General features: G+C 61.2%; 27 protein-coding genes, 1 tRNA gene, 1 other RNA gene and 1 riboswitch. Of the genes, 10 read left to right on the plus strand and 19 right to left on the minus strand.

The window, feature by feature from the left end:
- Positions 1-53 precede the first annotated feature (53 nt).
- Positions 54-288, minus strand: a riboswitch (cobalamin riboswitch).
- 37 nt (positions 289-325) lie between these two features.
- Together J2X15_RS03135 and J2X15_RS03140 are read left to right on the plus strand one after the other, a co-directional pair.
- Positions 326-550, plus strand: coding sequence for a DUF904 domain-containing protein (locus J2X15_RS03135; protein ID WP_310339408.1), 225 nt, complete (start codon positions 326-328; stop codon positions 548-550).
- Positions 547-891, plus strand: a complete 345-nt coding sequence (locus J2X15_RS03140; protein WP_310339409.1) for a cell division protein ZapA — start codon at positions 547-549, stop codon at positions 889-891. The genes J2X15_RS03135 and J2X15_RS03140 overlap by 4 nt, the downstream gene beginning before the upstream one ends.
- 219 nt (positions 892-1,110) lie before the next feature.
- On the opposite strand, the gene J2X15_RS03145 is transcribed toward J2X15_RS03140, so the two are convergent.
- From J2X15_RS03145 to phaC, 5 genes are all read right to left on the minus strand, one after another.
- The gene (locus tag J2X15_RS03145; protein ID WP_310339410.1) at positions 1,111-3,528 is read right to left on the minus strand and encodes a sensor domain-containing protein; all 2,418 of its coding nucleotides are present in this window, start codon (positions 3,526-3,528) and stop codon (positions 1,111-1,113) included.
- Positions 3,525-4,826 (minus strand): HD-GYP domain-containing protein, encoded by a 1,302-nt coding sequence (locus J2X15_RS03150; RefSeq protein ID WP_310339412.1) that lies wholly within the window; start codon positions 4,824-4,826, stop codon positions 3,525-3,527. Before J2X15_RS03150 ends, J2X15_RS03145 begins: the two co-directional genes overlap by 4 nt.
- 277 nt (positions 4,827-5,103) lie before the next feature.
- Positions 5,104-5,841, minus strand: a complete 738-nt coding sequence (phbB, locus tag J2X15_RS03155; protein ID WP_310339413.1) for an acetoacetyl-CoA reductase — start codon at positions 5,839-5,841, stop codon at positions 5,104-5,106.
- 86 nt (positions 5,842-5,927) lie between these two features.
- The gene (locus J2X15_RS03160; protein WP_310339414.1) at positions 5,928-7,106 is read right to left on the minus strand and encodes an acetyl-CoA C-acetyltransferase; all 1,179 of its coding nucleotides are present in this window, start codon (positions 7,104-7,106) and stop codon (positions 5,928-5,930) included.
- Between the two features lie 35 nt (positions 7,107-7,141).
- Positions 7,142-8,875, minus strand: coding sequence for a class I poly(R)-hydroxyalkanoic acid synthase (gene phaC / locus J2X15_RS03165; RefSeq protein ID WP_310339415.1), 1,734 nt, complete (start codon positions 8,873-8,875; stop codon positions 7,142-7,144).
- A 93-nt stretch (positions 8,876-8,968) separates the two neighbouring features.
- On the opposite strand from phaC, the gene J2X15_RS03170 reads away from it, so the two are divergent.
- Positions 8,969-9,274 carry a hypothetical protein gene (locus J2X15_RS03170; RefSeq protein WP_310339417.1) on the plus strand — a complete coding sequence of 102 codons (306 nt, stop codon included), beginning with the start codon at positions 8,969-8,971 and terminating at the stop codon, positions 9,272-9,274.
- Here J2X15_RS03170 and pgeF read toward each other — a convergent pair.
- Together pgeF and maiA are read right to left on the minus strand one after the other, a co-directional pair.
- Entirely contained in the window at positions 9,206-10,003 is a 798-nt protein-coding gene (gene pgeF / locus J2X15_RS03175) for a peptidoglycan editing factor PgeF (protein ID WP_310339419.1), read from the minus strand. The two genes, J2X15_RS03170 and pgeF, sit on opposite strands and share 69 nt — an antisense overlap.
- A complete protein-coding gene (gene maiA, locus J2X15_RS03180) occupies positions 10,000-10,653 on the minus strand; it encodes a maleylacetoacetate isomerase (RefSeq protein ID WP_310339421.1) in 654 nt (217 codons plus the stop codon). The genes pgeF and maiA overlap by 4 nt, the downstream gene beginning before the upstream one ends.
- Before the next feature lie 73 nt (positions 10,654-10,726).
- Here maiA and J2X15_RS03185 point away from each other — a divergent pair, with 73 nt between their 5' ends.
- The 7 genes from J2X15_RS03185 to J2X15_RS03215 are packed head-to-tail and all read left to right on the plus strand — an operon-like array spanning position 10,727 to position 14,786.
- Positions 10,727-11,029, plus strand: coding sequence for an antibiotic biosynthesis monooxygenase family protein (locus tag J2X15_RS03185; RefSeq protein ID WP_310339423.1), 303 nt, complete (start codon positions 10,727-10,729; stop codon positions 11,027-11,029).
- Positions 11,030-11,041: 12 nt separating this feature from the next.
- Positions 11,042-11,737, plus strand: coding sequence for a fumarylacetoacetate hydrolase family protein (locus J2X15_RS03190; protein ID WP_310339425.1), 696 nt, complete (start codon positions 11,042-11,044; stop codon positions 11,735-11,737).
- A gap of 5 nt (positions 11,738-11,742) precedes the next feature.
- Positions 11,743-12,288 (plus strand): NUDIX hydrolase, encoded by a 546-nt coding sequence (locus tag J2X15_RS03195; protein WP_310339426.1) that lies wholly within the window; start codon positions 11,743-11,745, stop codon positions 12,286-12,288.
- Positions 12,269-12,418, plus strand: coding sequence for a hypothetical protein (locus tag J2X15_RS03200; protein ID WP_310339427.1), 150 nt, complete (start codon positions 12,269-12,271; stop codon positions 12,416-12,418). The genes J2X15_RS03195 and J2X15_RS03200 overlap by 20 nt, the downstream gene beginning before the upstream one ends.
- 8 nt (positions 12,419-12,426) lie before the next feature.
- Complete coding sequence (locus J2X15_RS03205; RefSeq protein ID WP_310339430.1) at positions 12,427-13,554, plus strand: 3'-5' exonuclease family protein; 1,128 nt, start codon at positions 12,427-12,429, stop codon at positions 13,552-13,554.
- Complete coding sequence (locus tag J2X15_RS03210; RefSeq protein ID WP_310339431.1) at positions 13,547-14,125, plus strand: hypothetical protein; 579 nt, start codon at positions 13,547-13,549, stop codon at positions 14,123-14,125. The genes J2X15_RS03205 and J2X15_RS03210 overlap by 8 nt, the downstream gene beginning before the upstream one ends.
- A 46-nt stretch (positions 14,126-14,171) precedes the next feature.
- Positions 14,172-14,786, plus strand: coding sequence for a thymidine kinase (locus J2X15_RS03215; RefSeq protein ID WP_310339432.1), 615 nt, complete (start codon positions 14,172-14,174; stop codon positions 14,784-14,786).
- Between the two features lie 26 nt (positions 14,787-14,812).
- Here the strand turns inward: J2X15_RS03215 and ssrA are convergent.
- The 12 genes from ssrA to J2X15_RS03275 form a co-directional block, all read right to left on the minus strand.
- Positions 14,813-15,189, minus strand: a transfer-messenger RNA (tmRNA) gene (ssrA, locus tag J2X15_RS03220).
- Positions 15,190-15,281: 92 nt separating this feature from the next.
- Positions 15,282-15,358, minus strand: a tRNA-Pro gene (locus J2X15_RS03225).
- Positions 15,359-15,396: 38 nt separating this feature from the next.
- Positions 15,397-15,846 carry a MerR family transcriptional regulator gene (locus J2X15_RS03230; RefSeq protein WP_310339434.1) on the minus strand — a complete coding sequence of 150 codons (450 nt, stop codon included), beginning with the start codon at positions 15,844-15,846 and terminating at the stop codon, positions 15,397-15,399.
- Positions 15,847-15,948: 102 nt separating this feature from the next.
- Positions 15,949-16,284 (minus strand): integration host factor subunit alpha, encoded by a 336-nt coding sequence (locus J2X15_RS03235; protein WP_310339436.1) that lies wholly within the window; start codon positions 16,282-16,284, stop codon positions 15,949-15,951.
- Positions 16,285-16,317: 33 nt separating this feature from the next.
- Positions 16,318-18,753, minus strand: a complete 2,436-nt coding sequence (gene pheT / locus J2X15_RS03240) for a phenylalanine--tRNA ligase subunit beta (protein WP_310339438.1) — start codon at positions 18,751-18,753, stop codon at positions 16,318-16,320.
- 30 nt (positions 18,754-18,783) lie between these two features.
- A complete protein-coding gene (gene pheS, locus J2X15_RS03245; RefSeq protein WP_310339440.1) occupies positions 18,784-19,854 on the minus strand; it encodes a phenylalanine--tRNA ligase subunit alpha in 1,071 nt (356 codons plus the stop codon).
- A gap of 113 nt (positions 19,855-19,967) precedes the next feature.
- On the minus strand, positions 19,968-20,327 hold the full coding sequence (gene rplT / locus J2X15_RS03250) for a 50S ribosomal protein L20 (protein WP_087494119.1): 360 nt from the start codon (positions 20,325-20,327) through the stop codon (positions 19,968-19,970).
- A 25-nt stretch (positions 20,328-20,352) separates the two neighbouring features.
- Positions 20,353-20,556, minus strand: coding sequence for a 50S ribosomal protein L35 (rpmI, locus tag J2X15_RS03255; RefSeq protein ID WP_094481090.1), 204 nt, complete (start codon positions 20,554-20,556; stop codon positions 20,353-20,355).
- Positions 20,557-20,720: 164 nt separating this feature from the next.
- Positions 20,721-21,311 (minus strand): translation initiation factor IF-3, encoded by a 591-nt coding sequence (gene infC / locus J2X15_RS03260; RefSeq protein WP_310339704.1) that lies wholly within the window; start codon positions 21,309-21,311, stop codon positions 20,721-20,723.
- An 88-nt stretch (positions 21,312-21,399) separates the two neighbouring features.
- Positions 21,400-23,313 carry a threonine--tRNA ligase gene (thrS, locus tag J2X15_RS03265; RefSeq protein ID WP_310339441.1) on the minus strand — a complete coding sequence of 638 codons (1,914 nt, stop codon included), beginning with the start codon at positions 23,311-23,313 and terminating at the stop codon, positions 21,400-21,402.
- Between the two features lie 257 nt (positions 23,314-23,570).
- Positions 23,571-24,902 (minus strand): isocitrate lyase, encoded by a 1,332-nt coding sequence (gene aceA / locus J2X15_RS03270; protein ID WP_310339442.1) that lies wholly within the window; start codon positions 24,900-24,902, stop codon positions 23,571-23,573.
- A 424-nt stretch (positions 24,903-25,326) separates the two neighbouring features.
- On the minus strand, positions 25,327-26,796 hold the full coding sequence (locus J2X15_RS03275; RefSeq protein ID WP_310339443.1) for an aldehyde dehydrogenase: 1,470 nt from the start codon (positions 26,794-26,796) through the stop codon (positions 25,327-25,329).
- Positions 26,797-26,823 lie beyond the last annotated feature (27 nt).

Raw genomic sequence — 26,823 nt, forward strand, 5'->3', positions numbered from 1 at the left:
GAACCCTCCCCGGCTTCCCCGCCAGGGCATGGGCGTCACGGAGGCACGCCAGGCGCACCTCCACCGCGTTGGCCGGTATCCGGGCTGGTGGATGCAACCTCCATCGCCTTCCCAAGCGCGTGTTCAATACGCTCAGTGGCCGTGATGGAAGCGGAGTGCGGGAACTCGTCCACTTACCGTTGCGGGGGCAGCGCAGGTTAGGTTCGCTGATGCCAGCATCACCCTCCTGCTTCCCGTTGAACTGCGGCGTGTGAACCACACCGCGAGCACCAACCCGCGCATTTTACGCTGCCCCAGCTTTCGCTCACCCTACAATGCGGCTTCTATGTCGAACCAGACCCCCATCGACCAAATTGCCGAGCGCGTGGAACGCCTGCTGGTGCGCTACGAGGAGCTACAGCGCACCAACGCCCTGCTGGCGGCCCAGGTGGAAACACTGACCACTGAGCGGGATGCTCTGAAGTCCCGCCTGGGCGCCGCGCGTGCCCGCGTGGATGCCCTGCTGGAACGGCTGCCCGACACCCTGGCCACGCAAAAAGACGCGACATGAAACAGCTAGAAGTTCAAATCATGGGGCAGAGCTACCTGCTGGGCTGCCCGGAAGGCGGCGATGCCCGTCTGCTCGAAGCCGTCGAGCGCGTAGACACCGCGATGTGCAAAATTCGCGACGCCGGCAAGGTGCGCGCACGGGACCGCATTGCCGTGCTGGCCGCGCTGAACCTGGCCTTTGACCTGTCGGAACGCCCTGCCGCTGCGGCGGTTGCCGCAGCTGCCACATCACCCAGTCCTGCGGCCACTTCGGCCGACCATGCGGGCGACGGCCAACTGCTGCTCAGCTCCCTGCTGGAACGCCTGGACGCCGCACTCGGCGAAGACGGCCGTTTGCTCTAAACCGGGCCGCCAAGGCCTACAATTGCAACTGTCTGCGGTGCTGCCGGGCTTTATATTTCCTGAACCAATGCTCATTGAGCCCGGGCTTGGAACATTGCCTTGCTAGCGTGATCATCTCGCGTCAGATGAACCCAAAGCCGGTGCTGACCTCGCCCACCTAAACTTCGGTTTAGGGTGACGGTCCGGTGGATCACACCGCAGACACCTTATTCATCCCGCTCAAAAGCCCAGCGCACCAGGCCTGGGCGGCGGCGTCAGCCGTACAGCCAAGGCTTCAAATTCAGCCACAGGCAAGCCCGGTGAGCACAAAAACCCTTGGAACGATGCGCACTGCAGTGCACTCAGGTAGTCGCGCTGCGCCTCGGTCTCCACCCCTTCCGCCACCACCGAGAGCTTGAGCGCACGCGCCATGGCCACCGTGGCGCCGACGATGGCGCGGTCGCTCTCGTCTTCGGGCAGGCCCATGACAAAGGTGCGGTCGATCTTGAGCTTGGAGATGGGAAATTTCTTCAGATACGCCAGGCTGGAATAGCCGGTTCCAAAGTCGTCAATCGCCAGACTCACGCCCAGCCCGGCCAGCGCATGCAGGCGGGTCAGCGCCTCGTTGGCGTCTTGCACCAGGATGGACTCGGTGAGCTCCAGCTCCAGCAGCGCGGGATTCAGCTCCGCATCGGCAATGCAGGTCGCCACACGCTCGACAAAGTCAGGTTGCTGGAACTGCAGGGCCGACACGTTGACCGACACCACCAGCGGCCGGCCGGCGCGCTGCCATTTTGCGGCTTGGCGCACGGCTTCCTGCATGACCCAACTGCCAATGGCGATGATGAAACCGGACTCTTCAGCCAGCGGAATGAAGGTACCGGGCGAGACATTGCCGAGCTCGGGATCCGTCCAGCGCACCAGGGCTTCGGCACCCAGCAGACGACCGTCGTCCAGCGCCACCTGGGGCTGGTAGTGCAGGCGGTACAGGCCCGACTCCATGGCGCGGCGCATGGCGTGATCGAGCTTCATGCGCGACAGCAGGTCCACATTCATCTGCGGCTGGTAAAAACGGAAGTTACCGCGGCCACGTTCCTTCACGCGGTACATGGCAGTGTCGGCACACTTGATCAGGTCGTCCAGCGATCGTCCATCGGCCGGGTACATGGCCACACCGATGCTGCAGCCCAGCGAGAAGTTCATCTCGTCCACCAGAAACGGCTGGGCCAGTGCGTCCAGAATGCGCCGTGCAGCCACCTCGGCACCCAGTGCATCGGCATCCTGCAGGAAGGCCACGAACTCGTCCCCGCCCATGCGGCTCAGCGTGTCCACGTCACGCATGCAGCGCAGGATGCGCTCGGCCACCTCGATCAGCACGCGGTCGCCAAACGCATGCCCCAGCGAATCGTTGATGTTCTTGAAGCGGTCCAGGTCGATGAACATCACGGCAAAGGTGCCGCCGCCGCGCTCGGCCAAGCGCAGCGAAAAGTCCACGCGCTGGGCCAGCAACAGGCGGTTCGGCAGGCCCGTCAGCACATCGCGGTAGGCCAGTTTTTCAATGCGACGCTGTGCTTCCAGGCGCTCCGTCATGTCCTTGAAATGCCCAACGGTGTTGACGATGGCGCCCTGCGCATCCGTCAGTGCCACCCACGACACTTCCACGGCGACCGAGGCATCGCCCACCGTGCGCCAGACCTCGCCGGTCCACATACCATGGGCCAGCAGCGCCATGTTGATGTCTGCAAACAGCTCGGGACGCTCGGGGTCATGGAACAGCAGTTGGGCAGACGTGCCCAGCAAATGCCCGGTGTAGGCCCCGGTCAGCTGAATGCAGCGTGGATTGGCCTGCACCACGGCAAACGCTGCGTCGGTGATGAACACCGCATCAGGGCTGGACTCGAACACCTTGGCTGCCAGACGCAGCTGCCCTTCAGAGGCCACGCGGGCGGAGATGTCACGAAACGAGTACACCTGCCCCTGCACCCGGTGGTGGCTGGTCTGCGGCACGCTCACGCGCTCCAGCGTTGTACCGTCGGTCAGACGCAGCACACCCGTCCCCCCGGTGCCGGCGTCGGCCTGCAACGGGTGCGCAATACCCCCGTCCTGCAGCATCTTCGCCATGTGGCTGGCCAGCGCGGGCTGGTCCGCTGCTTCCTGCAGGGCCACGGGCAGGCGCCAGAGCTCGGCAAACCGGCGGTTGTAATTGCGCACCTGGCCTTGCAGGTCGGTCACCAAAATGCCGTCGCCGGTGGATTCCAGCGTCGCGCGCAGCTCGGCCAGGCGGTTTTCCAGCTCGTCTTCGGCGTATTTTTGCGACCGCATGTCGCGCAGGCCCACCACAAACACAGGCTCATCATCCTGCAGCCACACACGGCTAACCTTGCGCTCCACGGGAATGGCATCGCCATCGGCGCCGCGCAGCAGGGTGTTGGAATGGATGCTGTGGGTCAGACCCGCAGCCACGTCTTCCCAGAAAAACATATCTTCCGGGGTGGCCGTCAGGTCAATCGCAGGCAGCCCCACCATAGAAGTGGGCGGCAGCCCCACCAAAGACGCCGCCGTCTGGTTCACAGCCAGAATACGCAGGCTTTTGGGATCGACCAACCAGACCGCTTCGAGCATGCCTTCAAGTAAGCTTGCCCAAGCGAGGGTTGTCATGCAGCAGGTTCCGGCGACTCGGGATCGGTGGCCTGTTCAAAGAAATAGCAGATGCGTTGCCGCGGTGCCAGGTAGTCTTGCGCCGACGCCGGCAAGGCCGACGGCTTGAGGCTGCGGCGAATGCCCAGATGGGGCGCATGCTCCAAGTCCAGGATCAGCGCCTCCTGCTTGGGCACGCTGGGGTCGTGCACGATCACGCGTGGCTTCAGCGGTCGCGCCGAATTGACCGACACCACGATGGCATAGCGGTCATCGATCAGCTGCACCACCGAGCCCGGCGGGTACACGCCCATCATGCGAATGAAGGCGCTCAGCGCAGCAGCGTCAAACCGGGTTTTCAGCTGCGCAAAAATCAGTGACAGCGCTTCGTGTGGCGTGAGCGCGGCGCCGGGGCGGCTGGGGTTGCAAAGGTTGTCGTAGCGGTTGACCAATGCCAGGATGCGCCCGGCCACGGACATGGCGTCGCCCTTGATGCGGGCCGGAAAGCCACTGCCGTCCACCAGCTCGTGGTGCTGCACCATGGCGTTTTGAGCACCCGGACTCAGCTCCATGGCCTTGGCCAGCAAGGCGCCCTGGGCCACGTGCTCCTGGTACATGCGGTACTCGACGGACGAGAAGTTCTCCTCCACCCAGCGCACGCGGTCCGGCACTTTAATCTTGCCAATGTCATGCAAAAACGCGGCCAGACCTAGGTCCAGCATGTCACTGTGCGGCAGGCCCATGGCCTTGCCGAGCAGCAAGCAGACGATAGTCACGTTGACTGGGTGCATGGACGATTTGTCGCCCGCGGCCTCGGACAGCAGGCGGATCGACGCCTCCCCGTCTTCGAGCAACTCGGTGACATAGGAATTGACCATGGCGTGGCACTGCTCGGCCATCACTTTGGGCTGGGTCTGCACTTGGTCCAGCGCCTTGCGGTATAGGCGCACGGATTCGCCAAACCGGCGCTCGCACACCACCAGGCTGCGCTCTTGGGCCGAGACGGCCAGGGCACGCAGGCGGCGTTGCTCCTTGTCACGCAATGCCGCTTGCAAGCGCTCTTCCGTGGCCGCCGACAGGGCGGCAGCCGCGACGGTGGGGGTTCCATTGAAGCTGGCGAGTGCTTCAGGATCGCTCTTAGAAGGCACATAGCGCACGCGCACTTGCCCCAGTTCCCGGATGGTGTCGATTTGCTTTTGTGAAGAAATCTTGAAGCTACCCGTGGGAAACGGATGCGACATCCAGCCCACGTCCAGCTCGACATACAAGCCGACGCGCAGCAGTTTGGTATCTACCCAAACGGACTCTTCTGTGTTCATATTGTGTTGGTTGCTATCGCCTTGGGCCTGTCAGCCCCACGTTGGTGACAGGCCGGATCCGCACTGCGGACCCACTTTCTTGACAGCTGTCAAGCTGGCTCGAGCATACCCCACGCCAGGAGGGAGAACCGCCACAGGGGAATGCGGTTTTGGCATATCCGCCACAGTGAAACGCATCCACGCTAGAGATAGGCACCTAAGCCGCCATCAGGTTACAAAAAAGCCCGCTTCTGCGGGCTCTTTTGCATCGCCGGCACAAGGCCGGCAACAGCGGGCATCAGCCCATGTGCAGACCACCGTTGACCGAAAAATCGGCACCGGTGGCGTAGCCGCCTTCGTCCGATGCCAGCCAGGCAATGATGGATGCGATTTCGGATGGTTCACCCAGGCGTTTGACTGGCACGGTGGCCACGATTTTGGCCAGCACGTCTTCACGGATGGCCTTGACCATGTCGGTGCCGATGTAGCCCGGGCTCACGGTATTCACCGTCACGCCCTTGGTGGCCAGCTCTTGCGCCAACGCCATGGAGAAACCATGCATGCCGGCCTTGGCGGCCGAGTAGTTGGTCTGGCCGGCCTGGCCTTTTTCACCATTCACCGACGAGATATTGATGATGCGGCCCCAGCCTTTTTCCACCATGTCGGCCACCACTTGCTTGGTGACGTTGAACATGGAGTTGAGGTTGGTTTCGATCACCGAATCCCAGTCTTCGCGCGTCATCTTCAGGAACATGCGGTCTTTGGTGATACCGGCGTTGTTCACCAGCACGTCAATCGTGCCGTGTTCGGCCTTGGTCTTGCTGAACGCTTCGACGGTGGACTCCCACGCGCCCACATTGCCCACCGAAGCGTAGAAGGTGTAGCCCAGCGCCTTTTGCTCATCCAGCCACTTGGTGAAATCGCGCGTGGGGCCGCAGCCGGCGATGACCTTGAAGCCCTCTTTGTGCAGACGCTGGCAGATGGCGGTTCCGATGCCACCCATGCCGCCGGTGACGTACGCTACTTTTTGTGTCATTTTTGTGTCCTCTTTTTAAATTCAACTGCTATAAAAACAAGAGCTGCCAGCGCATATTCCATGAGGGCTAGCAGCCTAAAACCTATTTATCGCTCGACCGCCAAGGCCACGCCCATGCCGCCGCCAATGCACAGCGAGGCCACGCCCTTCTTGGCGCCGCTGCGCTGCATTTCATGCAGCAGCGTCACCAGAATGCGGGCGCCGGACGCGCCGATGGGGTGGCCAATGGCGATAGCGCCACCGTTCACGTTCACCTTGGTGGGGTCAATGTCCAGCAGCTTGTTCACAGCGCAGGCTTGCGCGGCAAAGGCTTCATTCAGTTCAAACAAGTCCACGTCCTGCGCCTTCCAGCCCGCGCGGGCCAGGGCACGCTGGGTAGCCGACACGGGGCCCAGGCCCATGAGGGCGGGATCCAGACCGGTAGTGCCAAAGCTGACGATGCGGGCCAAGGGCGTCAGGCCCAGAGCCGCAGCCTTTTTGGCCGTCATGACCACCACGCCGGCAGCGCCGTCGTTGATGCCGGAGGCGTTGCCAGCTGTCACAGTACCCGCCTTGTCAAACGCGGGGCGCAGACCGGCCAGGGCTTCGGCGTTGGTTTTCTTGTTGATGAACTCGTCCGCATCAAACACGATGGGGTCGCCCTTGCGCTGAGGAATGGACACAGGAACGATTTCAGTCTTGAACTTGCCAGCCTCTTGTGCCGCGGCCGCCTTTTGCTGGCTGCCCAGCGCCAGCGCGTCTTGCTGTTCGCGGGTGATCCCGTTGGCCTTGGCCACGTTTTCAGCGGTGATGCCCATGTGGTACTGGTTGTACACGTCCCACAGGCCGTCGGTGATCATGGTGTCGACCATCTTCCAGTCGCCCATGCGCTGGCCGTCGCGGCTGCCCAGCAGCACGTGGGGCGATGCGCTCATGTTTTCCTGGCCACCAGCGATGACGATCTCGCTGTCGCCCCAGGCCACCGACTGGGCCGCCAGCATCACGGCCTTGAGGCCGGAGCCGCACACGGCATTGATGGTCAGCGCAGGGGTTTCTTTGGCCAAACCGGACTTGATGCCAGCTTGACGCGCGGGGTTTTGGCCCACGCCTGCGGCCAGCACCTGGCCCAGGATCACTTCGCCCACGGCGTCTACAGGCAAGCCACTGCGTTCCAGCAGGCTCTTGATAACGATGCTGCCCAGCTCGGTGGCGGGGGTTTTGGCCAAAGAACCACCAAATTTGCCTACAGCAGTGCGGGCTGCAGCAACGATAACGATGTCTTCCATAAGGTGTCTCCTTTTATTTAATCAACCAAAAATTCTCAAGCCTTGGCTTGAACGTAGCGCCCGGGAGCTGCTTCGATGGCTTTGTACTTGCCTTTGCCATAGGTTTTGGGCGCAGCAATTTGCTTGCCAGCATAGCCCTTGAGCCACTGGGACCAGTCGGTCCACCAGCTGCCAGCATGCTCGGTCGCGCCCTCCAGCCACTGTGCATGCGTCTTGGGCAGTTTGCCGTCGGCGCGTATCCAGTGGCTGCGTTTGTTCTTGGCCGGCGGGTTGATCACGCCAGCAATGTGGCCGGACGCACCCTGCACAAAACGCTTTTTGCCTGGCAGCACCTGCGTAGAGGCATAGGCCCCGCCAATCGGCACGATGTGGTCTTCGCGCGAACCGTAGATGTAGACCGGGATATCCAACTGGTGCAGGTCCAGCCTCTCGCCACAGACGGTGAGCTTGCCGGGCTTGACCAGGTTGTTTTCCAGGTAGGTGTTGCGCAGGTACCAGGCGTACCAAGGGCCCGGCAGGTTGGTGCTGTCGCTGTTCCAGTACAGCAGGTCAAACGGCGGCGGGGTTTCGCCCTTGAGGTAGTTGCCCACCACGTAGTTCCACACCAGGTCGTTGGGGCGCAAAAAGCTGAAGGTGCTGGCCAGGTCCTGGCCCTTCATGAGGCCGCCCTTGCCGAACTCGGCTTCGCGGTATTTGACGAAAGCCTCATCAATGAACACGTCCAGGATGCCGGTGTCCGAGAAATCGAGGAAGGTGGTGAGGAAGGTGGCGCTGTCCACGGGGTTTTCGCCGCGCGCGGCCAGCACGCCCAGCGCCGTGCCCAACATGGTGCCCCCCACGCAAAAGCCCAGCGCGTTGATGGTGGGCGAGCCGCTGATGTCTTTGGCTACGCCGATGGCGCGGATGACGGCGTGCTCGATGTAGTCGTCCCAGGTCTTGTTGGCCAGCGTGGCGTCGGGGTTGCGCCAGCTCACCACAAAAGTCCGGTGGCCCTGCTCCACCGCGTAGCGGATGAGCGAGTTTTCGGGCTGCAGGTCCAGGATGTAGAACTTGTTGATGCACGGGGGCACCAGCAAAAACGGTTTCTCAAAAACCTTGGTGGTCAGCGGCTTGTATTCGATGAGCTGGAAGAGTTCGTTTTCGAACACCACCGCGCCTTCGGTGGTAGCAACGTTCTTGCCGACTTCAAACAGGCTCTCGTCCGTCATGGATACATGACCCTGCTGGATGTCGTGCACCAGGTTCTTCATGCCTTTGGCAATGCTCTCGCCCTTGGTCTCGATGGCTTTTTTCTGCGCCTCGGCGTTGAAGGCCAAAAAGTTGCTGGGCGCGGCGGCGGCCATCCACTGTTCTATCGCAAAGCGGATGCGGCTCTTGGTCTTGGCATCGGCGTCCACGGCCTCGGCCAAGCCCATGAGCGTGCGGGCGTTCAGCAGGTAGACGGCGGCGGCATAGGCGGCCACGGGGTTGTCACCCCAGGCGGGCGCGGCAAAGCGGCGGTCGGTGTTGGCGGGGGCCTGGGTCGGGTGGGTCAACCCCTGGCTAAACAAGCCCATGGCCTCTTGCAGGTACTGCTGTTGCAGTTCCTGCAGTTTTTCAGGGGCAAAGTGGATTTCGGGTGCCTTCTCGGCCATTGCGGGAAAGCCCGCGCCGGCAGATCCCAGATCCATGCCCTGGAAGGATTCCAGCGCCTTGGACCAGCTCTGGGTGAATGCCTGCTGAAATTGTTGCGTTGCCTGGGCCAAAAAGTCGGTATTGGATTGGGTCACGCCGTCACCTTGGGTTTTAGTATGTCTAGTCTAACGCCCAAGTATGGCAGTCCTGCGGCTGCGTTATCCTGACATAACGCAAATTGAAACTCTATGTACATCGTTCCCATTGCCTGGCTCTATGTGGCCCTCATGATGAGCGTGGCCGAAGCCACCAACACCACCGGCACCGTGCTGGGCGCCATCGTCACCTTCATCCTCTACGGCCTGCTGCCTACAGCGCTGATGGTGTATTTCATGGGTACGCCGGGGCGCAATCGTAAGCGCCGGGCCCAGGAGATGGCCGAACGCGAGGCGGCCATTGCCGCCCATGCGGCGGCGGCCGCTGCGTCAGCCCAACCAGATGCAGGCGGCCAGCCGCCCGCTGACCCGGTCGCGCCGGTGCGAAAAGAAGCGTGAGGGATTGCTGACGGTGCACCAGGGCGTGCTGCCGTCGTTGCCGTAGACCGCGTTCACCCCCGCTGCCCGCAGCCGCTGGCGCGCCAGAGCAGGCAGGTTGGTCAACCACTTACCCGGGCCGGCTGGCACAAAACAATCGACGGCCCCGGGCGCTCCCTCCACAAATGCCTGGCGCACCTCGTCCCCCACTTCAAACGCCGTGGGGCCTATGCAGGGCCCCAGCCACGCTATGATTTCAGGAGCTGCTTGCGCATACTTCACGGGGGCTAGAGCATTATTTGAGGCATAAACCTCAGCCAGCGTGCTCTCCACCACCCCCACACCGCCCTGCCCGGCCAGCCCACGCCACCCCGCGTGGGCGGCGGCCACCCAGGTGCCCGTGGCGTCGCACAGGAGGATGGGCAGGCAGTCCGCCACCATGATGGTGCAGGCCACGCCCGGCTGCGTCGTCAAGCAGGCATCCGCCACCGCGCCATCGGGCGTGTCGGGCGCCAGGGGCTGCACGTGCGTGCCATGCACCTGCTCCAGAAACACCGGCCGCACGCCCAGCGCACGCCGTAACACGGCGCGGTTGGCCAGCACATCGGCCCCATCGTCACCGACATGGGTACCCAGGTTCAGGCTGTTATAAGGTGGGCGGGACTGTCCACCACTGCGCGTGGTGCACAGCGCCTTCACCCGGGCGGGCGCAGGCCAATCGGGCACCAGCCAGTCTGCGGGAACGCTCATGGCGTGAAGTCCGGGCAGCGGCTGGGCTGGGCCGCGTCAAACGCGGGCAGCGCCATGCAGGCATCAAACGCGGCCATAGTCTTGGGCAGGCCGCTCAGGTCGGTGTCAAAGCGGCGGGCGTTGAAGATTTGCGGCACCAGCAGGCAATCAGCCAGCGTGGGCGCGTCGCCATAGCAAAAGGCCGTGGGGCGCACTCCTTGGGCGTCCAGCGCATCCAGTTGGCGCTCAAAAGCCAGCAGCCCCTGGCGCACCCAGTGCCGGTACCAGGTAGTTTTTTCATCCTCGTCGCACTGCAGGGTGCCGGTCAGGTACTTGAGCACGCGCAGGTTGTTGAGCGGGTGGATCTCGCAGGCAATGGTTTGCGCCAACGCCCGCACCTGGGCACGGCCCAGGGCGCTCGCGGGCAACAGAGGTGGCGTGGGCCGCGTCTCTTCCAGGTAATCGATGATGGCCATGGATTGGCTCAGCATGTGGCCATCCACCTCCAGCACGGGTACCAGCGCGTCGGGCGAGCGCGCCCGGTGAGCGTCCTGCAGCTGTTCGCCACGCACCAGGTGCACGGGGATGTAGTCAAACGGCAGGCCCTTGAGGTTGAGCACGATACGCACCCGGAAGGAGGCGGACGATCGGCAATAGTTGTACAGCTTCATGCCCGCGAGGATAAACCCGAAGCCGTTACCATTGGAGACCCCATTACCGTCATTCCCCCCGCCTGGAGCCCCCATGATTCTGGAACTCGCCGACATCCGCATCCACCCCGGCCAAAACGCCGCCTTTGACGAAGCCATTGCCCGCGGCCTGCGCGACGTCATCTCCAAGGCCAAGGGTTTCCAGGGCTACAAAGTGAACAAGGGGATCGAGAGCCCCGAACGCTACATCCTGCAAATCTTCTGGGACACACTGGAAGACCACACCGTCGGGTTCCGCGAGGGCGAGTTGTTTCCCCAGTGGCGTGCCATCGTAGGCCCCTTCTTTGCGTCGCCACCCGTGGTGGAACACTTTGACCTGGTGGTGAAGTCGGTTTAAAGGACACGCGCCATGAGCTTTGTTGTCACGCCTCCCGCCATTCCCTCCATCCCCGTGGTGGGCGAGTCCGCACGCTTCCCCATCCACCGCATGTACTGCGTGGGCCGCAACTATGAAGAGCACGCCAAGGAAATGGGCCACACCGGCCGTGAGGCGCCCTTCTTCTTCATGAAGCCAGCCGATGCCGCCCTGGTGGCTGAAGCCGGCCAGACCGTGGCCATGCCCTACCCCACGCTGACCAGCAACCTGCACCACGAGGTGGAACTGGTCGTGGCCATTGGCAAGGGCGGCGCCAACATTGCCGCAGCCGACGCCCACCAGCACATCTACGGCTACGCCGTGGGCCTGGACATGACGCGGCGCGACCTGCAAAACGAGATGAAGAAACAGGGCCGCCCCTGGTGCATTGGCAAGGGCTTTGACTTTTCGGCGCCGATCGGCCCCATCACCCCGGCGGCCCAGGTTCCCGGCATCCACAGCGCGGCCATTGCGCTGCAGGTGAATAGCCTGGACCGCCAGCGCAGCACCATTGCCAAGTTGATCTGGAACATTGCAGAGACTATCGAGCAGTTGTCTGCCGCCTGGACGCTGCAGCCCGGTGACCTGGTCTTCACGGGTACCCCCGAAGGCGTGGGGGCCGTGGTGCGCGGCGATGTTCTGCTGGCCAGTGTGGACGGCCTGCAGCCCCTGCAGGTGCAGTTGGTCTGAATCCCATGCTGCGCGCCCCTATCCAACATTGCAAACAGTGCGGCACCGCAGTGACCTACCGCGTGCCCGACGATGGCGACACCAAGGTGCGCGCCGTCTGCCCGGCCTGCGGCACCATCCACTACGAGAACCCGCTGAACGTGGTGGGCACCGTGCCGCACTGGGGCGACCAGGTGCTGCTGTGCAAGCGCAACATCGAGCCGCGCTTTGGCAAATGGACGCTGCCCGCGGGTTTCATGGAGCTCAACGAGACCACGGCCGAGGGTGCCGCGCGCGAGACCGATGAAGAGGCGGGCGCACAGTTTGAAATGGAAGGCCTGTTCACGCTGCTCAACGTGGCGCGTGTGGGCCAGGTACACATCTTCTACCGTGCCCGCCTACTCAGCGACCAGTTCAACCCCGGCACCGAGACCATCGAGGCCAAGTTGTTCCGCGAAGGCGAAATTCCCTGGGACGAGATTGCGTTTCGCACCGTCAAGGAAACGCTGGAGCGCTACTTTGCTGACCGGCGCGCCGGTCACTTTGGCATCCATGCCGTTGACATTGTTTGACCAGCTAGCGGGCCGCTGGCTTGACGAAGGCCAGCGCGCGCAGCTGCAGGCCTGGGCCTACCGCATCGGCATCTATGTCGTCTTCAACCTGCTAGACGAACCCGTCTGGCTGGCGCTGATGTTTTGCTGAAGGCCGCCATGCTGCCCTGTTTTGTCATGCTGGACCTGGAGACCACCGGGGGCAGCGCTGTGCGTGATCGCATCACCGAGATTGCCGCTGTACGTGTCGAAAACGGCGTGGAGGTGGACCGCTGGAGCACGCTGGTGAACCCCGGCGTTTCCATCCCCTCCTTCATCCAGAGCCTGACCGGCATCACCGATGCCATGGTGGAAGACGCGCCCACGTTTGCCCAAGTTGCCCCCCGGCTGCTGGAGTTGTTGGACGGCGCCGTGTTCGTGGCCCATAACGTGGGTTTTGACCACGGCTTTGTGGTGAACGAACTGGCCCGGCTGGAGAAGCCGCTGAAGGTCGAGAGGCTGTGCACCGTGCGCCTGTCGCGCAAGCTGTACCCGCAGCACAAGGGCCATGGGCTGGACGCCATCATGCAGCGCCACGGCCTGCGCACCCTGGCCCGCCACCGCGCGATGGGCGATGTAGAGGTGGTGCTGCAGTGGTTGCAACTCGCCCAGGCCGAACTGGGCACCGAGGCCGTACAGCGCGAAGCCGCCGCACTGCTGCAGGGCGGCACCAGCGTGCCACCGCAGCTAGAGACGCCGGTGGAAGACATCCCCGACACCCCCGGCGTCTACCTGTTCTACGGCGAAGGCCGCACCCCGCTGTATGTGGGCAAAAGCGTGAACATGCGTACCCGCGTGCTGGCCCACTTCCAGAGTGCGGCCAAAGTGGCGCGCGAGGCGCGCATTGCGCAAGAGATTCGCCGCATCGAATGGCATGACACCGCCGGCGAGTTGGGTGCGCTGTTGCTGCAAACGCGCCTGGTCAAGGAACTCAAGCCGCTGCACAACCGCAAGTCCAGCAAAAAGGCCCAGGTGGACCTGGTGCAGCAAACCCTGCAGGGCTGGCCCCACGCGGGCCGCATCGGCATCCGCGAGCACCACGCGCGCACCGGCCGCACCGATGTGCATGTGTTTGACCAGTGGTGCCATGTGGCCACCGTGCACTCTGCCGAAGACCTGGATGACGTGCGCCACAGCCGGCAAGCGCTGGCATTTGACCTGGAAACCTACCGCGTGTTGGCCAAACGCTTGGCAGCACTCACGGGCCGCGATAGCACGGTCTTCCCCCTGGAGAACGCCCATGGCTAAACGCAGCCTGCCCTTGCGCACGCAGATGGCCGACGCCATTCTCGAGCTGGTGGTACAGGTGCCCGCCAGCGACGAGCCTACGCTGCAACACCCCGCCGAGCGGGCCCACACCATCGCACGCACCGCCGCACGCAAGGCCAGCCTGCTCGCGGGTTCGCTCTCGCTGCCGCCAGGCTGGCTGGGCTGGGTCACCGTGCTGCCCGAAATGGTGGGGGTGTGGAAGCTGCAGGCGCAAATGGTGTCGGACATCGCGGCGATCTACGGCCAGCACACCACGCTAACGCGCGAGCATCTGCTGTACTGCCTGTTCAAGCAACTCTCGGCCCAGCTGTTTCGCGACATCGCCGTGCGCATGGGCGAGCGCGTCGTCGTGCGGCCCACCACCGTCAAGGTGCTGCAAGCGCTGGCGCAAAAGCTGGGCGGCATGCTCGCCGTGGCGGCGCTGCGCAAGGGCGCATCGCGCTTTGTGCCGCTGCTGGGCGCGGTCAGCGTGGGCGCCTATGCCTATTACGACACCCTGCAGGTCGCACAGAATGCCGTCGCCTTGTTTGACGACAAAACAGGGGCCTAGCCCCCGTGGACATTGCGCAAGCAGCTATAAAAACAGAAGCAACCCCATGGCCAAACTCTTCTTTCGCTACTCGGCAATGAATGCCGGCAAATCCACCTCGCTGCTGCAAATCGCCTACAACTACGAAGAGCAAGGCCAGACCGTACAGCTGTTTACCGCCGGCATTGACGACCGCAGTGGCAAGGGCCGTATCGCCTCCCGCCTGGGCCTGCAGCGCCAGGCAGATGTGTTCGACGCAGACACCGACTTTCTGTCCCTGCTGAGTAGCCGGACCGAGCTGGCCTGCGTGCTGATCGACGAATCCCAGTTCCTGCTACCCGCCCAGGTGCGCCAGCTACACCAGTTGGCCCATACGGCCGACATCCCCACCATCTGCTTCGGCCTGCGCTCCGACTTTCAGGGCAACCCGTTCCCCGGCGCCGCCTACCTGCTCACGCTGGCCGACGACATCGAAGAAATCAAAACCATCTGCGCCTGCGGCCGCAAGGCCACCATGAATATCCGCCTGGATGACCACGGCCACCGCGTGCGCGAAGGCGAACAAGTCGAGATTGGCGGCAACAACCGCTACTTGCAGGTGTGTGCGCGGTGTTTTTACAGCGAGCATGTACGGGCCAAATTCGCCCTCGCCAGCGCCAAGAAAAAAGCCGCTCACCAGTGACGGTGAGCGGCTTTTGCCTGGGGTAGTGGTGGAGCTGGGGGGATTTGAACCCCCGTCCACAAGCCTTCTTCGAACAGTTCTACATGTGTAGCCATCTGGTTTGAATCTCGCTCCCTACATCGCGCAGTGGCACGCTATGCAAGACGCCAGCAACCTATTGTCTCGACCCACCCTAAGTTACCCAAGGCAGGCCCAGCCGAATGAAATTAGCCCACAGCCTGGATGGCTTGCGCCACCCTTGCCCAGCCTATCGGCTTGCTGTTGTGAGCCTCACTAGCAATTAAGCAGCGAGTGCGAAACGTTCGTCGTTTGCAGTTAGTTTGTTTGAATCTGTTTTACGAGCGCATTCAGCTCGACATGCCCTGCTGCGCGTCCGAACCCGTGTCGAAACCAGTGCAGCCCCTGAAACTCTATTTTAGGTGGGTTCTGCAAATTGCAAGACCCCACAAAGACAAAAGGGTTAGCTGGAATTTCCAGCTAACCCTCGTCAATTTTTGGTCGGTGTGAAAGGATTCGAACCTTCGACCCCTTGCACCCCATGCAAGTGCGCTACCAGGCTGCGCCACACACCGATCGAGCCTCAAATTATAACCCGGCTTCAGGGTGTTTCTCAGGCTGCCTCGGCAAGAAGTTCACGAATTTCAAATAATTCGCGCTTGAGTTGCACGAGCTCCATCGCAGGCACATCCAGACTGTCCATGCTTTGGCTGTCTTCAAAGTCTTCGAGATCCATGTCGTCGACTTCGACAACTTCCAAACCTTCCAACATGACCTCGCCATTGCGCTTCTTGTCGCGCTCGCTTTGCAACAGTTCCTGCATTTTGTTGCGTGCGCCGCTGATGGTGAAGCCTTGGTCGTACAGCAAATCGCGGATCCGGCGGATCATCAACACCTCGTGGTGCTGGTAGTAGCGGCGGTTGCCACGGCGCTTCATAGGGCGCAGCTGCGTGAATTCCTGCTCCCAATACCGTAGCACGTGGGGTTTTACACCGCACAAATCCCCCACCTCACCGATGGTGAAATAGCGTTTGGCGGGGATGGGGGGGAGCGTTTTCTCCATTGAAATCAATGCTATACGAGGCAAAGCGCAGAGGTTACTCTAACTTTCCCTAACGTGCAAAGCCCAAATGGATACCGCCACAAAATAAGGCGGGACTGTGGCTTAAATCACGGGTGTGATTTTGTTCTCGTCCTGGATTTGCTCTTTGAGCTTGTGGCTGGCATGGAAGGTCACTACGCGACGTGCCTGGATCGGAATCGCCTCTCCCGTGCGCGGGTTGCGGCCTGGCCGCGGCGCCTTGGTGCGAATCTGGAAGTTGCCGAAGCCGGAGATTTTCACATCCGTGCCATCCACCAGGCTGGCCGCGATCAGGTCAAAAAACGCGTCGATCATGTCCTTGGACTCGCGCTTGTTGAGACCGATTTGCTCGAACAGCATATCGGCCAACTGGGCTTTGGTCAGCGCGGGCGTTTCCAGGCTTTCAACAGAAAAATCCATGGTGGCTAGAACCTTCTCTGTGGGATGGTCAGGTCAAACGCGCTGGCGGGCAGCAACCGCCGCAACCAGTTGGTCCACCACGGCTTTCACCGTGGTTTCAATTTGCTCTTCGGTCAGGGTCGCTTCGTCGCTGTTCAGCGTGAGGCGTACCGCCAGGCTGCGGTCGGTCGCGCCGTCTGCCACCACAGCATCCTTGGCCAGCTTGGGGCGATACACATCGAACAACTGCGCGTCGCGCAGCAGGCCCGATGTAGGTGCGGCCCACACGGCGGCCATCAGCGCAGCATGCGTCACGCTGTCGCCCACTACCACGGCGATGTCGCGTTGCACGGCCTGGAACTTGGCCACCGGCTTGAATTCGGGCACGGGGCGGGCCAACACGGCCTCAAGCGCCAACTCAAACACCACGGGTGCAGTCGCCAGCTCATACGACTGGCGCCACTTGGGGTGCAACTCACCCACATGGCCGATCACCTTGCCGTCCAGCACCACCTGGGCACAGCGACCGGGGTGCATGGCGGGATGGATCCCCGGTGCGAACTCGGGTTTCAGCGGTGCCAGCAAGGCTTCCACATCGCCCTTGGCGTCGAAGAAGTCCACACTCTGCTCTTTACGGCCCCATTGCAACGCATCGGCACTGCCGCCTGCCAGACCTGCAATGCGCATGGGCTGGTCAAAGCCTTCGACGGTGGCGTCGGTGCTTTTCACCGAAGCGTCGCGCAGGAACACGCGGCCCAGTTCAAACACACGCACGCGCGGCGCCTTGCGAGCGGCATTGAAGCGCAGCACCTGCACCAGCGATCCGATCAGTGACGAGCGCATCACGTTCATCTGGCTGGCAATCGGGTTCAGCAACTTGATGGGGTTGGGGTTGCCGGCCAACTCATGCTCCCAACGCTCTTCCACAAAGCTGAAGTTGATGGTCTCCTGGTAGCCCAGGGCGGCCAGGGCGCGGCGTACGGCAAACGGGCTGCGCTGCGCTGCGGCACGAATCTTGGCTGTGATGGGCGCCAGCGGCGGTGTGTGGGGCAGGTTGTTGTAGCCCACCAGACGGGCCACTTCCTCGATCAGGTCTTCCTCGATCTGCAAGTCGAAACGGTAGCTGGGCGGGGCCACAGTGACCGTGCCCTCGCCTTCCGTCACGGGCAAGCCCAGACGCGTCAAGGCGTCGACGCATTGGGCCTGGGTCAGCGGCATGCCAATGACCTTGACCGCACGGGCCACACGCAGGGTGACTGGCGCAGGCGCTGGCACCTGGGCGGTTTGGTCGTCCATGGGACCACAGGTGGTGTCTGGCGTACCGCAGATATCGATGATCAACTGGGTGATGCGCTCGATGTGCTCCACGGTCAGCGCGGGGTCCACCCCGCGCTCGAAACGGTGGCCTGCATCAGTGGAGAAGTTGAAGCGACGCGAACGGCCCGCAATCGACTTGGGCCACCAGAAAGCAGCTTCGACATAAATATTCTTCGTGTCGTCCGACACGGCAGTGGCATCGCCACCCATGATGCCGGCCAGCGACTCCACTTGAGAATCGTCGGCAATCACGCCCACTTTGTCGTCCACCGTGACAGTGTTGCCATTGAGCAACTTGAGTTGCTCGCCGGATTTTCCCCAGCGAACATCCAGACCGCCATGGATCTTGTCCAAGTCAAAGATGTGAGACGGGCGGCCCAGCTCGAACATCACATAGTTGGAAATGTCCACCAGCGGGGTCACGCTGCGCTGGCCGCAGCGGGCCAGGCGGTCCACCATCCACTGGGGCGTCTTGGCTTGGGTGTTGACGTTGCGCACCACGCGGCCCGAGAAGCGGCCACACAGATCTGGCGCGCTGATCTTCACCGCAACTTTGTCCTGGTTGGTCACGGCCACAGGGGCAATGGGGGCCGTGATCAACGGCGCGCCGGTCAGGGCGGCCACTTCGCGGGCCACCCCGTACACGCTCAGGCAATGCGCGAGATTGGGCGTGAGCTTGAGGGTGAACAGCGTGTCATCCAGATCCAGGTACTGGCGAATGTTCTGGCCCAAAGGCGCGTCCAGCGGCAGCTCCAACAGGCCGCCATGGTCTTCCGACAGTTTGAGTTCGCGCGCTGAGCACAACATGCCCTGGCTCTCTACGCCGCGCAGCTTGCCGACCTTGATCAGGAAGGGCTTGCCGTCCTCACCGGGCGGCAGCTCGGCGCCCACCAAAGCGCAGGGAATGCGAATGCCCACGCGGGCGTTAGGGGCGCCGCAAACGATGTTCAACAACTCGGGTTGGCCCACATCCACCGTGCACACGCGCAGACGGTCGGCATTGGGGTGCTGCTCGGCGGTTTTGATTTCACCGACGACGATGTTTGTGAACGGGGGCGCGACCGGTTTCAGTTCTTCAACTTCCAGACCAGCCATGGTGAGCGTCTCAGCCAACACGGTGGTCGAGATCGGGGGATTGCAGAAGGCGCGGAGCCAGGATTCAGGGAATTGCATGTTCGGACTGACGAATGTGTTCTGATGGGATTACTGGAATTGCGACAGAAAGCGGACGTCGCCATCAAAGAACAGGCGCAGATCGTTCACGCCATAGAACAGCATAGCCAAGCGGTCAATGCCAGAGCCGAAGGCAAAGCCGATATAGCGCTCCGGGTCCAGACCCATGTTGCGGATGACCTGCGGGTGCACCTGGCCAGAGCCGGAGACTTCCAGCCAACGGCCTTTGAGCGGGCCGGTTTCGAACATGATGTCGATCTCGGCGCTTGGTTCGGTGAATGGGAAGTAGCTGGGACGGAAGCGCAGTTGCAATTCGTCCGTCTCAAAGAAGGTGGTGATGAAGTTCAGGTACACCGACTTCAAATCCTTGAAGCTGATGTTTTCGCCAACCCACAGGCCTTCGACCTGGTGAAACATGGGCGAGTGGGTTGCGTCACTGTCGACACGGTAGGTACGGCCCGGCGCGATCACACGAATCTCGGGCATGGGGCCGCTGTACAAACCGGCGCCAGAATCACCCGCAGCAGCGCGGTGTTTCTTGACGTGCTGTACCGCATAGCGGATCTGCATGGGGCTGGTGTGCGTGCGCAGCAGGTTGGGCGCAGTCTCGGAACCACCTTCCACATAGAAGGTGTCGTGCATGGAGCGCGCGGGGTGATCTTCGGGTGTGTTGAGGGCGGTGAAGTTGAACCAATCCGCTTCAATCTCGGGACCCTGGGCCACTTCAAAACCCATCGAACCAAAGATGGCTTCGATGCGCTCCAGCGTCAGCGACACGGGGTGCAAACCGCCCTGCCCGCGCTGGCGCCCTGGCAGCGTCACGTCCAGCGCCTCGGCCTGCAGCTGCGTTTGCAGCTCGGCATCGGCCAGGGCTTGGCGGCGTTCGGTCAGAGCCGCTTCAATCGCCTGCTTGGCCACGTTGATCGCAGCACCGGTTGACTTTTTCTCTTCCACGCTCAACGCGGCCATGCCTTTCATCAGCTCGGTCATGCGGCCGGACTTGCCCAGAAACAGGGCTTTGGCATTTTCCAGATCAGCAGGCGTCACAGCTTGGGCAAAAGCCGCTTTGGCGGTGTCAACGATGGCGTTCAACTCGGTCATAAATTCTTGTGTGACTGTTTATGTCATTGAAAAAGGGCTAGTGCTTTTTCAAGCGCTAGCCCTTGTTTCTGGTGCGCCGAATGCTACAAAATAAGTAGCAATCAGCCGCGAACTCAAGCAGCCAGTTTGGCTTTCACTTGTTCCACGATGCCAGCAAAAGCAGCCATGTCATGGATCGCGATATCGGACAGAACCTTACGGTCGATCTCGATATTGGCTTTCTTCAGACCATTGGCAAACTGGCTGTATGTCAGACCGCATTGACGGGCCGCAGCGTTGATACGCGCGATCCACAACTGACGGAACACACGTTTCTTGGTACGACGGTCACGGTAGGCATATTGCCCAGCCTTCATTACCGCTTCTTTGGCGATACGGAAGACATTACCGCGGCGACCACGGAAACCTTTTGCAAGGGCCAGAACTTTTTTGTGGCGGGCGCGAGCCGTTACACCACGTTTGACGCGAGGCATGTGATTACTCCTTGTTCGTCGTTAATTAAATACCACGACCGGGCAGCATCTGTGCCATGTGACCCATATTGGTCTCATGAACTCCAGTGGAGCCGCGCAAGTGGCGTTTATTTTTGGTGGTCTTCTTGGTCAAGATGTGACGTTTGAAGGCTTGACCGCGCTTGACGGTTCCACCTGGACGGACGCGGAAGCGTTTCTTCGCCGCGCTCTTGGTCTTCATTTTGGGCATGTTCATGCTCCTTTTCATTTGTGCTCGTGAGGCGTCTGGAAAACTACTTCCAGCCTTGTTGGCCCCGAGCCACTTTTTAAGTGGTGCGTTTTACCGCCCCACTGGTTGGCGAATCCGAAGATTCGCCGTTCAACCCGGCAGGTGACCAGACCTGCCGAGAGAATTTATGCCGCAGATTCCGCTGCGGGCTTCGGTGTACCACCACCAGGCTTTTTACGGCCTGGGGCGATCATCATGATCATCTGGCGACCTTCCAGCTTCGGGAATTGCTCCACGAGGATGGTGTCACCCAGTTCGTCGCGCATGCGCTGCAGCATCGCCAAACCAATTTCCTGGTGGGTGATTTCACGACCCCGGAAACGCAAAGTGATCTTGCACTTGTCGCCTTCGGCCAAGAAGCGCCGGATATTGCGCATCTTGATGTTGTAGTCGCCGTCATCGGTACCCGGACGGAACTTGATTTCCTTGATCTCAATGACCGTTTGCTTGGCTTTCGCTTCCGCCGCTTTTTTCTGTTCCTGGTATTTGAACTTGCCGTAGTCCATCAACCGGCACACAGGCGGGTTGGCAGTTGCCGCAATTTCAACCAGATCCACGTCCAGCTCGCCTGCCATACGCAGGGCTTCCATCAGGCTGACGACACCAAGAGGCTCATTTTCGGGGCCAGAGAGGCGAACCTCTGGGGCCATGATTTCCCGGTTAAGACGGTGTTTGCGTTCTTCACGCTGACGGCGGTCACGAAATTCAGTAGCGATGGCTCAATCCTTCACAATTTTTGCTACACAAATAGTAGCGATTGCCGCACAGCACACGCCGTCAAACCGGGTTTTCTTGGGTAGAACCTCAAGCCGCTGATTTGTTGGCAATGTCACTCGTGATTCTTTGAACAAAGGCATCAAGGGACATTGCACCGAGGTCTTGACCACCCCGGGCGCGCACTGCAACAGCGCCTGCTGCCATCTCTTTGTCGCCAATGACGACCAGATACGGCAGCTTTTGCATCGAATGCTCCCGTATTTTATAGGTTATTTTCTCATTGCGCAGATCTAAATTGACCCTAAGCCCTTGATTTTGCAGCGTTTTAGCCACGGACCGGCAATAATCGGCCTGCGCATCGGTGATATTGAGCACCGCCACCTGCACCGGGGCCAGCCAAGCTGGCAAGGCGCCAGCGCTGCCTTCAATCAAGATTCCGATGAAACGCTCCAGGCTGCCCACAATGGCGCGGTGCAGCATGATGGGGCGGTGGCGCGCACCATCTTCGCCTACAAATTCTGCGTCCAGGCGCTCTGGCATGTTGGGGTCGATCTGGATCGTGCCGCACTGCCAGGGGCGGCCCAGCGCGTCCTTCAACGTGTATTCGATCTTGGGTCCGTAAAAAGCGCCCTCGCCCGGCAGGTATTCAAATTCGCAACCGGAGGCACGCAGGCCTTCGGCCAGGGCTTCCTCGGCATGATCCCAGCTCTCCTCGGTGCCGATGCGTTGCGCGGGGCGAGTCGCAATCTTGTAGATGATGTTGTGAAAACCGAAGTCTGCGTAGACCTTTTGCAGCAAGGTGGTGAAATTCGTCACTTCTTCCTGGATCTGGTCTTCGGTACAGAAGATATGGCCATCGTCCTGCGTGAAGGCACGCACACGCATGATGCCGTGCAAGCCGCCGGATGGCTCGTTACGGTGGCAATTGCCGAACTCGCCGAAGCGCAGTGGCAGGTCGCGGTAGCTCTTGATACCCTGCTTGTAGATCAGGATGTGGCCCGGGCAGTTCATGGGCTTCAAGGCGTAGTCGCGCTTTTCGGACTCCGTCACAAACATGTTCTCGCGGTATTTGTCCCAATGGCCCGTTTTCTCCCACAGGCCCTGGTCCAGGATCTGTGGGCCCTTGACTTCCTGATAGCCGTTGTCCTGGTAGACCCTGCGCATGTACTGCTCTACGCCCTGCCAGAGCGTCCAGCCCTTGGGGTGCCAGAACACGGTGCCGGGCGAGTGCTCGTCAATGTGGAACAGGTCCAGCTCGCGGCCCAGCTTGCGGTGGTCGCGCTTCTCAGCCTCTTCGAGCATCGTCAAATGCTGCTGCAGCTCGTCCTTGGTGGCCCAGGCTGTGCCGTAGATGCGCTGCAGCATCTCGTTTTTGTGGTCGCCGCGCCAGTAGGCACCGGCCACTTTCATCAGCTTGAAGAATTTCAGCTTGCCGGTGCTGGGCACGTGAGGGCCGCGACACAGGTCTTCGAACTTACCTTCGCGGTACAGCGATACATCCTGGTCCGCCGGGATGCTTTCAATGATCTCGGCCTTGTAGTGCTCCCCCAGGCTCTTGAAATACGCCACGGCTTCGTCACGCGGCAGCACGCGGCGCGAGACGGGCTCATCCAGCGAAGCCAGTTGCGTCATCTTCTTTTCAATGGCGGCCAAATCTTCGGGTGTAAACGGGCGCTTGTACGAGAAGTCGTAGAAGAAGCCGTGCTCAATCACCGGGCCGATCGTGACCTGCGCATCGGGGAACAACTCTTTGACCGCGTAGGCCAGTAAGTGGGCGGTGGAATGGCGAATGACTTCCAGGCCGTCGGCATCTTTGGCCGTGATGATGGACAGCGCACTGTTGGCGGTCATCTGGAAACTGGTGTCCACCACTTTGCCGTCTACTTTGCCGGCCAGCGCCGCCTTGGCCAAGCCAGCGCCAATGGAGGCCGCTACTTCGGCCACGGTAACCGGGCCGGGGAATTCACGTTGGGAGCCGTCGGGGAGCGTAATTTGAATCATGGTGTGCCTAACAAAGAGTCGAGAGCCAAAAGAAAAAGCGCGGAACGGTCCGCGCTTTACTATGAATTTGGTAGCTGGCAGCGCACAAGGCGCGCGGACTACGGCCTTATTCGCTGATGAATGTCGCCGGTGTAGTTCGCGGTGTCATAACCAAACTGCCTTTCTCGCTCTTATACAAATGTGGAGCCCGCATTTTACCCAATAAAAAAGGCCGGGCGCCTTGTGGGTAGCCCGACCTTCATTCCGCAGCAGATAGCTTAGTGGAATTGCTCTTCTTCGGTGGAACCGGTCAGCGCCTTCACGGAGGAAGAACCGCCCTGGATCACGGTGGTCACGTCGTCGAAGTAACCCGCGCCCACTTCCTGCTGGTGCGACACGAAGGTGTAACCCTTGTCACGCGCTGCGAATTCAGGCTCTTGCACCATGTTGACGTAGTGCTTCATGCCTTCGCCGTTGGCGTAAGCGTGGGCGAACTGGAAGGTGTTGAACCAGTTGATGTGGATACCGGCCAGCGTGATGAACTGGTACTTGTAGCCCAGCGCGGACAGGTCTTCCTGGAAGGAAGCGATCTGGCTGTCGTTGAGGTTCTTCTTCCAGTTGAAAGACGGCGAGCAGTTGTACGACAGCAGCTTGCCGGGGCAGGCAGCGTGCACGGCTTGCGCGAATTCACGGGCGAAGCCAATGTCTGGCACGCCGGTTTCGCACCACACCAGATCGGCGTAGGGAGCGTAAGCGACACCACGGCTGATGGCTTGTTCCAGGCCGTTCTTGACACGGTAGAAACCTTCTTGGGTGCGCTCGCCGGTCAGGAAAGGCTTGTCGTTGGCATCGTGGTCAGAGGTGATCAGGTTCGCAGCTTCCGCATCGGTACGGGCCAGCACGATGGTGGACACGCCCATCACGTCGGCCGCGAAACGTGCGGAAATCAGTTTTTCGCAGGCTTCCTGGGTAGGAACCAGCACCTTGCCACCCATGTGGCCGCACTTCTTCACGGCAGCCAGTTGGTCTTCAAAGTGAACGCCAGCAGCGCCCGACTGGATCATGTTCTTCATCAGTTCGAAGGCATTCAGCACGCCACCAAAACCGGCTTCTGCATCGGCCACGATAGGCAGGAAGTAGTCGATGAATTCCTTGTCACCGGGGTTGATGCCACGGCCCCACTGGATTTCGTCAGCACGCTTGAAAGTGTTGTTGATGCGGCGCACCATGGTGGGCACCGAGTCGTAGGCGTACAGCGACTGATCGGGATACATGGTCTCAGACGTGTTGCCGTCAGCGGCAACTTGCCAGCCTGACAGGTACACAGCCTCAAGACCAGCCTTGGCCTGTTGCATGGCTTGACCGGCGGAGATGGCGCCGAAGGCATTGACGTAGCCCTTCTTGGCGCCGCCGTTGATCTTGTCCCACAGTTTTTCGGCGCCGCGCTTGGCCAGCGTGTGCTCGATAGGCAGCGAGCCGCGCAAACGCACCACGTCGGCAGCGCTGTAACCGCGCTTCACACCCTTCCAGCGGGGGTTGGTCGCCCAGTCTTTTTCCAGTGCAGCGATTTGTTGTTCGCGGCTCAATTGCTCGTTGATGGATTGCGGCATGTGAACACTCCTAGGTTGGTTAAACGTTGCGGTCCGGTTTGGTCATGCAATTCCGGTGCCGATGGATGAATTCTAAGTCTTATATAAGACACATTATCAATCTTATGTCTTATATAAGACTTAAATTTAACTGTTTAAAAACAACAACTTAGTGAATGAATATTAAATAGTGAAATGTTTGACATGCATGTGAAATTCAAAAATCGCTATGCCGTCAATTAAAGTTCGTAATGTGGAATGAAATGACGCATCGCAAAATAGTTTGCCCCATTACGCCGCCCACAAGCACTGACGCAGTGCCAAGACAAAGTAGGGGCACGCAATTTTTAGCACTGCCTGGGAAGAAAACTGGCTCAAGCCCCCGCGGAATATGCGCGAGCAGCTATGAAAAAGAGAGCAGTTGTGGACGCACTCTCAGGTGCACTCACACGGGGCTGTCGATGCGAATCCAGGTGGTTTTGGTCTCGGTGTACTTGTCCATGGCATGCAGGGACTTATCGCGCCCTACCCCGCTTTGCTTGTAGCCACCAAACGGGACGGTGATGTCGTCCTCGTCGTACTGGTTCACATGCACCGTGCCGGCGCGCAGGGCGCGCGCCACGCCATGGGCCTTGTTGATGTCACGCGTCCACACCCCGGCTTGCAGGCCGTAGATGCTGTCATTCGCCTGGCGCACCACCTCAGCCGCATCGGTGAATGCAGAAACCGCCAGCACCGGCCCGAAGATCTCTTCGCGCGAAATCGTCATGTCGGGGCGCACGCCGTCAAAGATGGTGGGTTGCACATAGCAGCCGCCGCTGGACTGCAGCACCTGCTCCCCGCCGGCGATCAGCGCAGCGCCCTGCTGCTTGCCGCTGTCAATGTAGCGCAGCACAGTCTCCATCTGCACCTTGTCCACCAATGCACCCATCACCGTTTCGGGCAGCAAGGGGTTGGCTGGCGCATAGCCTGGCACCAGCGCCAAGGCTTTTTCCAGAAACTGGTCCTTGATGCTGGCCTCCACAAACAGGCGCGACGGTGCATTGCAGCTCTCGCCCTGGTTGAAGAAGATACTGCCCACGGCGGCCTGCACCGCGCGGTCCAGGTCGGGGCAGTCGGCAAACACGATGTTGGGCGACTTGCCGCCCAGCTCCGTCCAGGCGCGCTTGATATTGCTTTGGCCGGCCATCACGTGGATCTGCTTGCCCACGCGCGTGGAACCGGTGAACGCAATGCAATCCACATCCATATGCAGCGCCAACGGCGAACCCGCCTCGGGGCCTAAGCCGGGCACCACGTTCAGCACCCCGGCGGGGATGCCCGCTTCCAGCGCCAAGTCACCCAAGCGCAGGGCCGTGAGTGGCGACTTTTCGCTGGGCTTGAGCACCACGGAGTTGCCCGCAGCCAGCGCAGGCGCGATCTTCCAGGCCGCCATGATCATCGGGTAGTTCCACGGCACGATGACGCCGACCACGCCCACGGGCTCGCGCGTGATCAGGGCCAACGCGGTGTCGGGCGTAGGGGCGATTTCGTCGTACACCTTGTCCACCGCCTCGCCGTACCAGCGCAGGCAGTTGGAGGCGCTGTTCACATCCACCGCGCGGGCGTACTTCACGGGCTTACCCATGTCCCAGGCTTCGGTCGCAGCCAGTTCGTCGCCGTGCGCCAGCACCAGATCGGCAAAACGGATCAGCACGCGTTTGCGCTGCGCCGGGGCCAGACCACGCCAGCGCTTGTCGTCAAACGCAGAGCGCGCACTGCGCACGGCCAGGTCAATGTCGGTGTCAGCGCAGCGCGCCACCTGCGTCAGGGTGCTACCGTCTACGGGAGAAATGCAGTCGAACAACGCCCCACTCTGCGCAGCCACGCGGGCCCCGTTGATCAGCGCGCGTCCATCAAACGTCATAGCAGGCATGGCAATGTCCTAGTGGTGCGCAGCCAG

It is taken from the genome of Rhodoferax saidenbachensis, from assembly GCF_031457975.1.
Lineage (GTDB): Bacteria > Pseudomonadota > Gammaproteobacteria > Burkholderiales > Burkholderiaceae_C > Allorhodoferax > Allorhodoferax saidenbachensis_A.

Coding starts and splice junctions, on each gene's coding strand:
- J2X15_RS03135 (WP_310339408.1), top strand. CDS start 326: ATGTCGAACCAGACCCCCATCGACCAAATTGCCGAGCGCGTGGAACGC.
- J2X15_RS03140 (WP_310339409.1), top strand. CDS start 547: ATGAAACAGCTAGAAGTTCAAATCATGGGGCAGAGCTACCTGCTGGGC.
- J2X15_RS03145 (WP_310339410.1), bottom strand. CDS start 3,528: ATGACAACCCTCGCTTGGGCAAGCTTACTTGAAGGCATGCTCGAAGCG.
- J2X15_RS03150 (WP_310339412.1), bottom strand. CDS start 4,826: ATGAACACAGAAGAGTCCGTTTGGGTAGATACCAAACTGCTGCGCGTC.
- phbB (WP_310339413.1), bottom strand. CDS start 5,841: ATGACACAAAAAGTAGCGTACGTCACCGGCGGCATGGGTGGCATCGGA.
- J2X15_RS03160 (WP_310339414.1), bottom strand. CDS start 7,106: ATGGAAGACATCGTTATCGTTGCTGCAGCCCGCACTGCTGTAGGCAAA.
- J2X15_RS03170 (WP_310339417.1), top strand. CDS start 8,969: ATGTACATCGTTCCCATTGCCTGGCTCTATGTGGCCCTCATGATGAGC.
- pgeF (WP_310339419.1), bottom strand. CDS start 10,003: ATGAGCGTTCCCGCAGACTGGCTGGTGCCCGATTGGCCTGCGCCCGCC.
- maiA (WP_310339421.1), bottom strand. CDS start 10,653: ATGAAGCTGTACAACTATTGCCGATCGTCCGCCTCCTTCCGGGTGCGT.
- J2X15_RS03185 (WP_310339423.1), top strand. CDS start 10,727: ATGATTCTGGAACTCGCCGACATCCGCATCCACCCCGGCCAAAACGCC.
- J2X15_RS03190 (WP_310339425.1), top strand. CDS start 11,042: ATGAGCTTTGTTGTCACGCCTCCCGCCATTCCCTCCATCCCCGTGGTG.
- J2X15_RS03195 (WP_310339426.1), top strand. CDS start 11,743: ATGCTGCGCGCCCCTATCCAACATTGCAAACAGTGCGGCACCGCAGTG.
- J2X15_RS03200 (WP_310339427.1), top strand. CDS start 12,269: ATGCCGTTGACATTGTTTGACCAGCTAGCGGGCCGCTGGCTTGACGAA.
- J2X15_RS03205 (WP_310339430.1), top strand. CDS start 12,427: ATGCTGCCCTGTTTTGTCATGCTGGACCTGGAGACCACCGGGGGCAGC.
- J2X15_RS03210 (WP_310339431.1), top strand. CDS start 13,547: ATGGCTAAACGCAGCCTGCCCTTGCGCACGCAGATGGCCGACGCCATT.
- J2X15_RS03215 (WP_310339432.1), top strand. CDS start 14,172: ATGGCCAAACTCTTCTTTCGCTACTCGGCAATGAATGCCGGCAAATCC.
- J2X15_RS03230 (WP_310339434.1), bottom strand. CDS start 15,846: ATGGAGAAAACGCTCCCCCCCATCCCCGCCAAACGCTATTTCACCATC.
- J2X15_RS03235 (WP_310339436.1), bottom strand. CDS start 16,284: ATGGATTTTTCTGTTGAAAGCCTGGAAACGCCCGCGCTGACCAAAGCC.
- pheT (WP_310339438.1), bottom strand. CDS start 18,753: ATGCAATTCCCTGAATCCTGGCTCCGCGCCTTCTGCAATCCCCCGATC.
- pheS (WP_310339440.1), bottom strand. CDS start 19,854: ATGACCGAGTTGAACGCCATCGTTGACACCGCCAAAGCGGCTTTTGCC.
- rplT (WP_087494119.1), bottom strand. CDS start 20,327: ATGCCTCGCGTCAAACGTGGTGTAACGGCTCGCGCCCGCCACAAAAAA.
- rpmI (WP_094481090.1), bottom strand. CDS start 20,556: ATGCCCAAAATGAAGACCAAGAGCGCGGCGAAGAAACGCTTCCGCGTC.
- thrS (WP_310339441.1), bottom strand. CDS start 23,313: ATGATTCAAATTACGCTCCCCGACGGCTCCCAACGTGAATTCCCCGGC.
- aceA (WP_310339442.1), bottom strand. CDS start 24,902: ATGCCGCAATCCATCAACGAGCAATTGAGCCGCGAACAACAAATCGCT.
- J2X15_RS03275 (WP_310339443.1), bottom strand. CDS start 26,796: ATGCCTGCTATGACGTTTGATGGACGCGCGCTGATCAACGGGGCCCGC.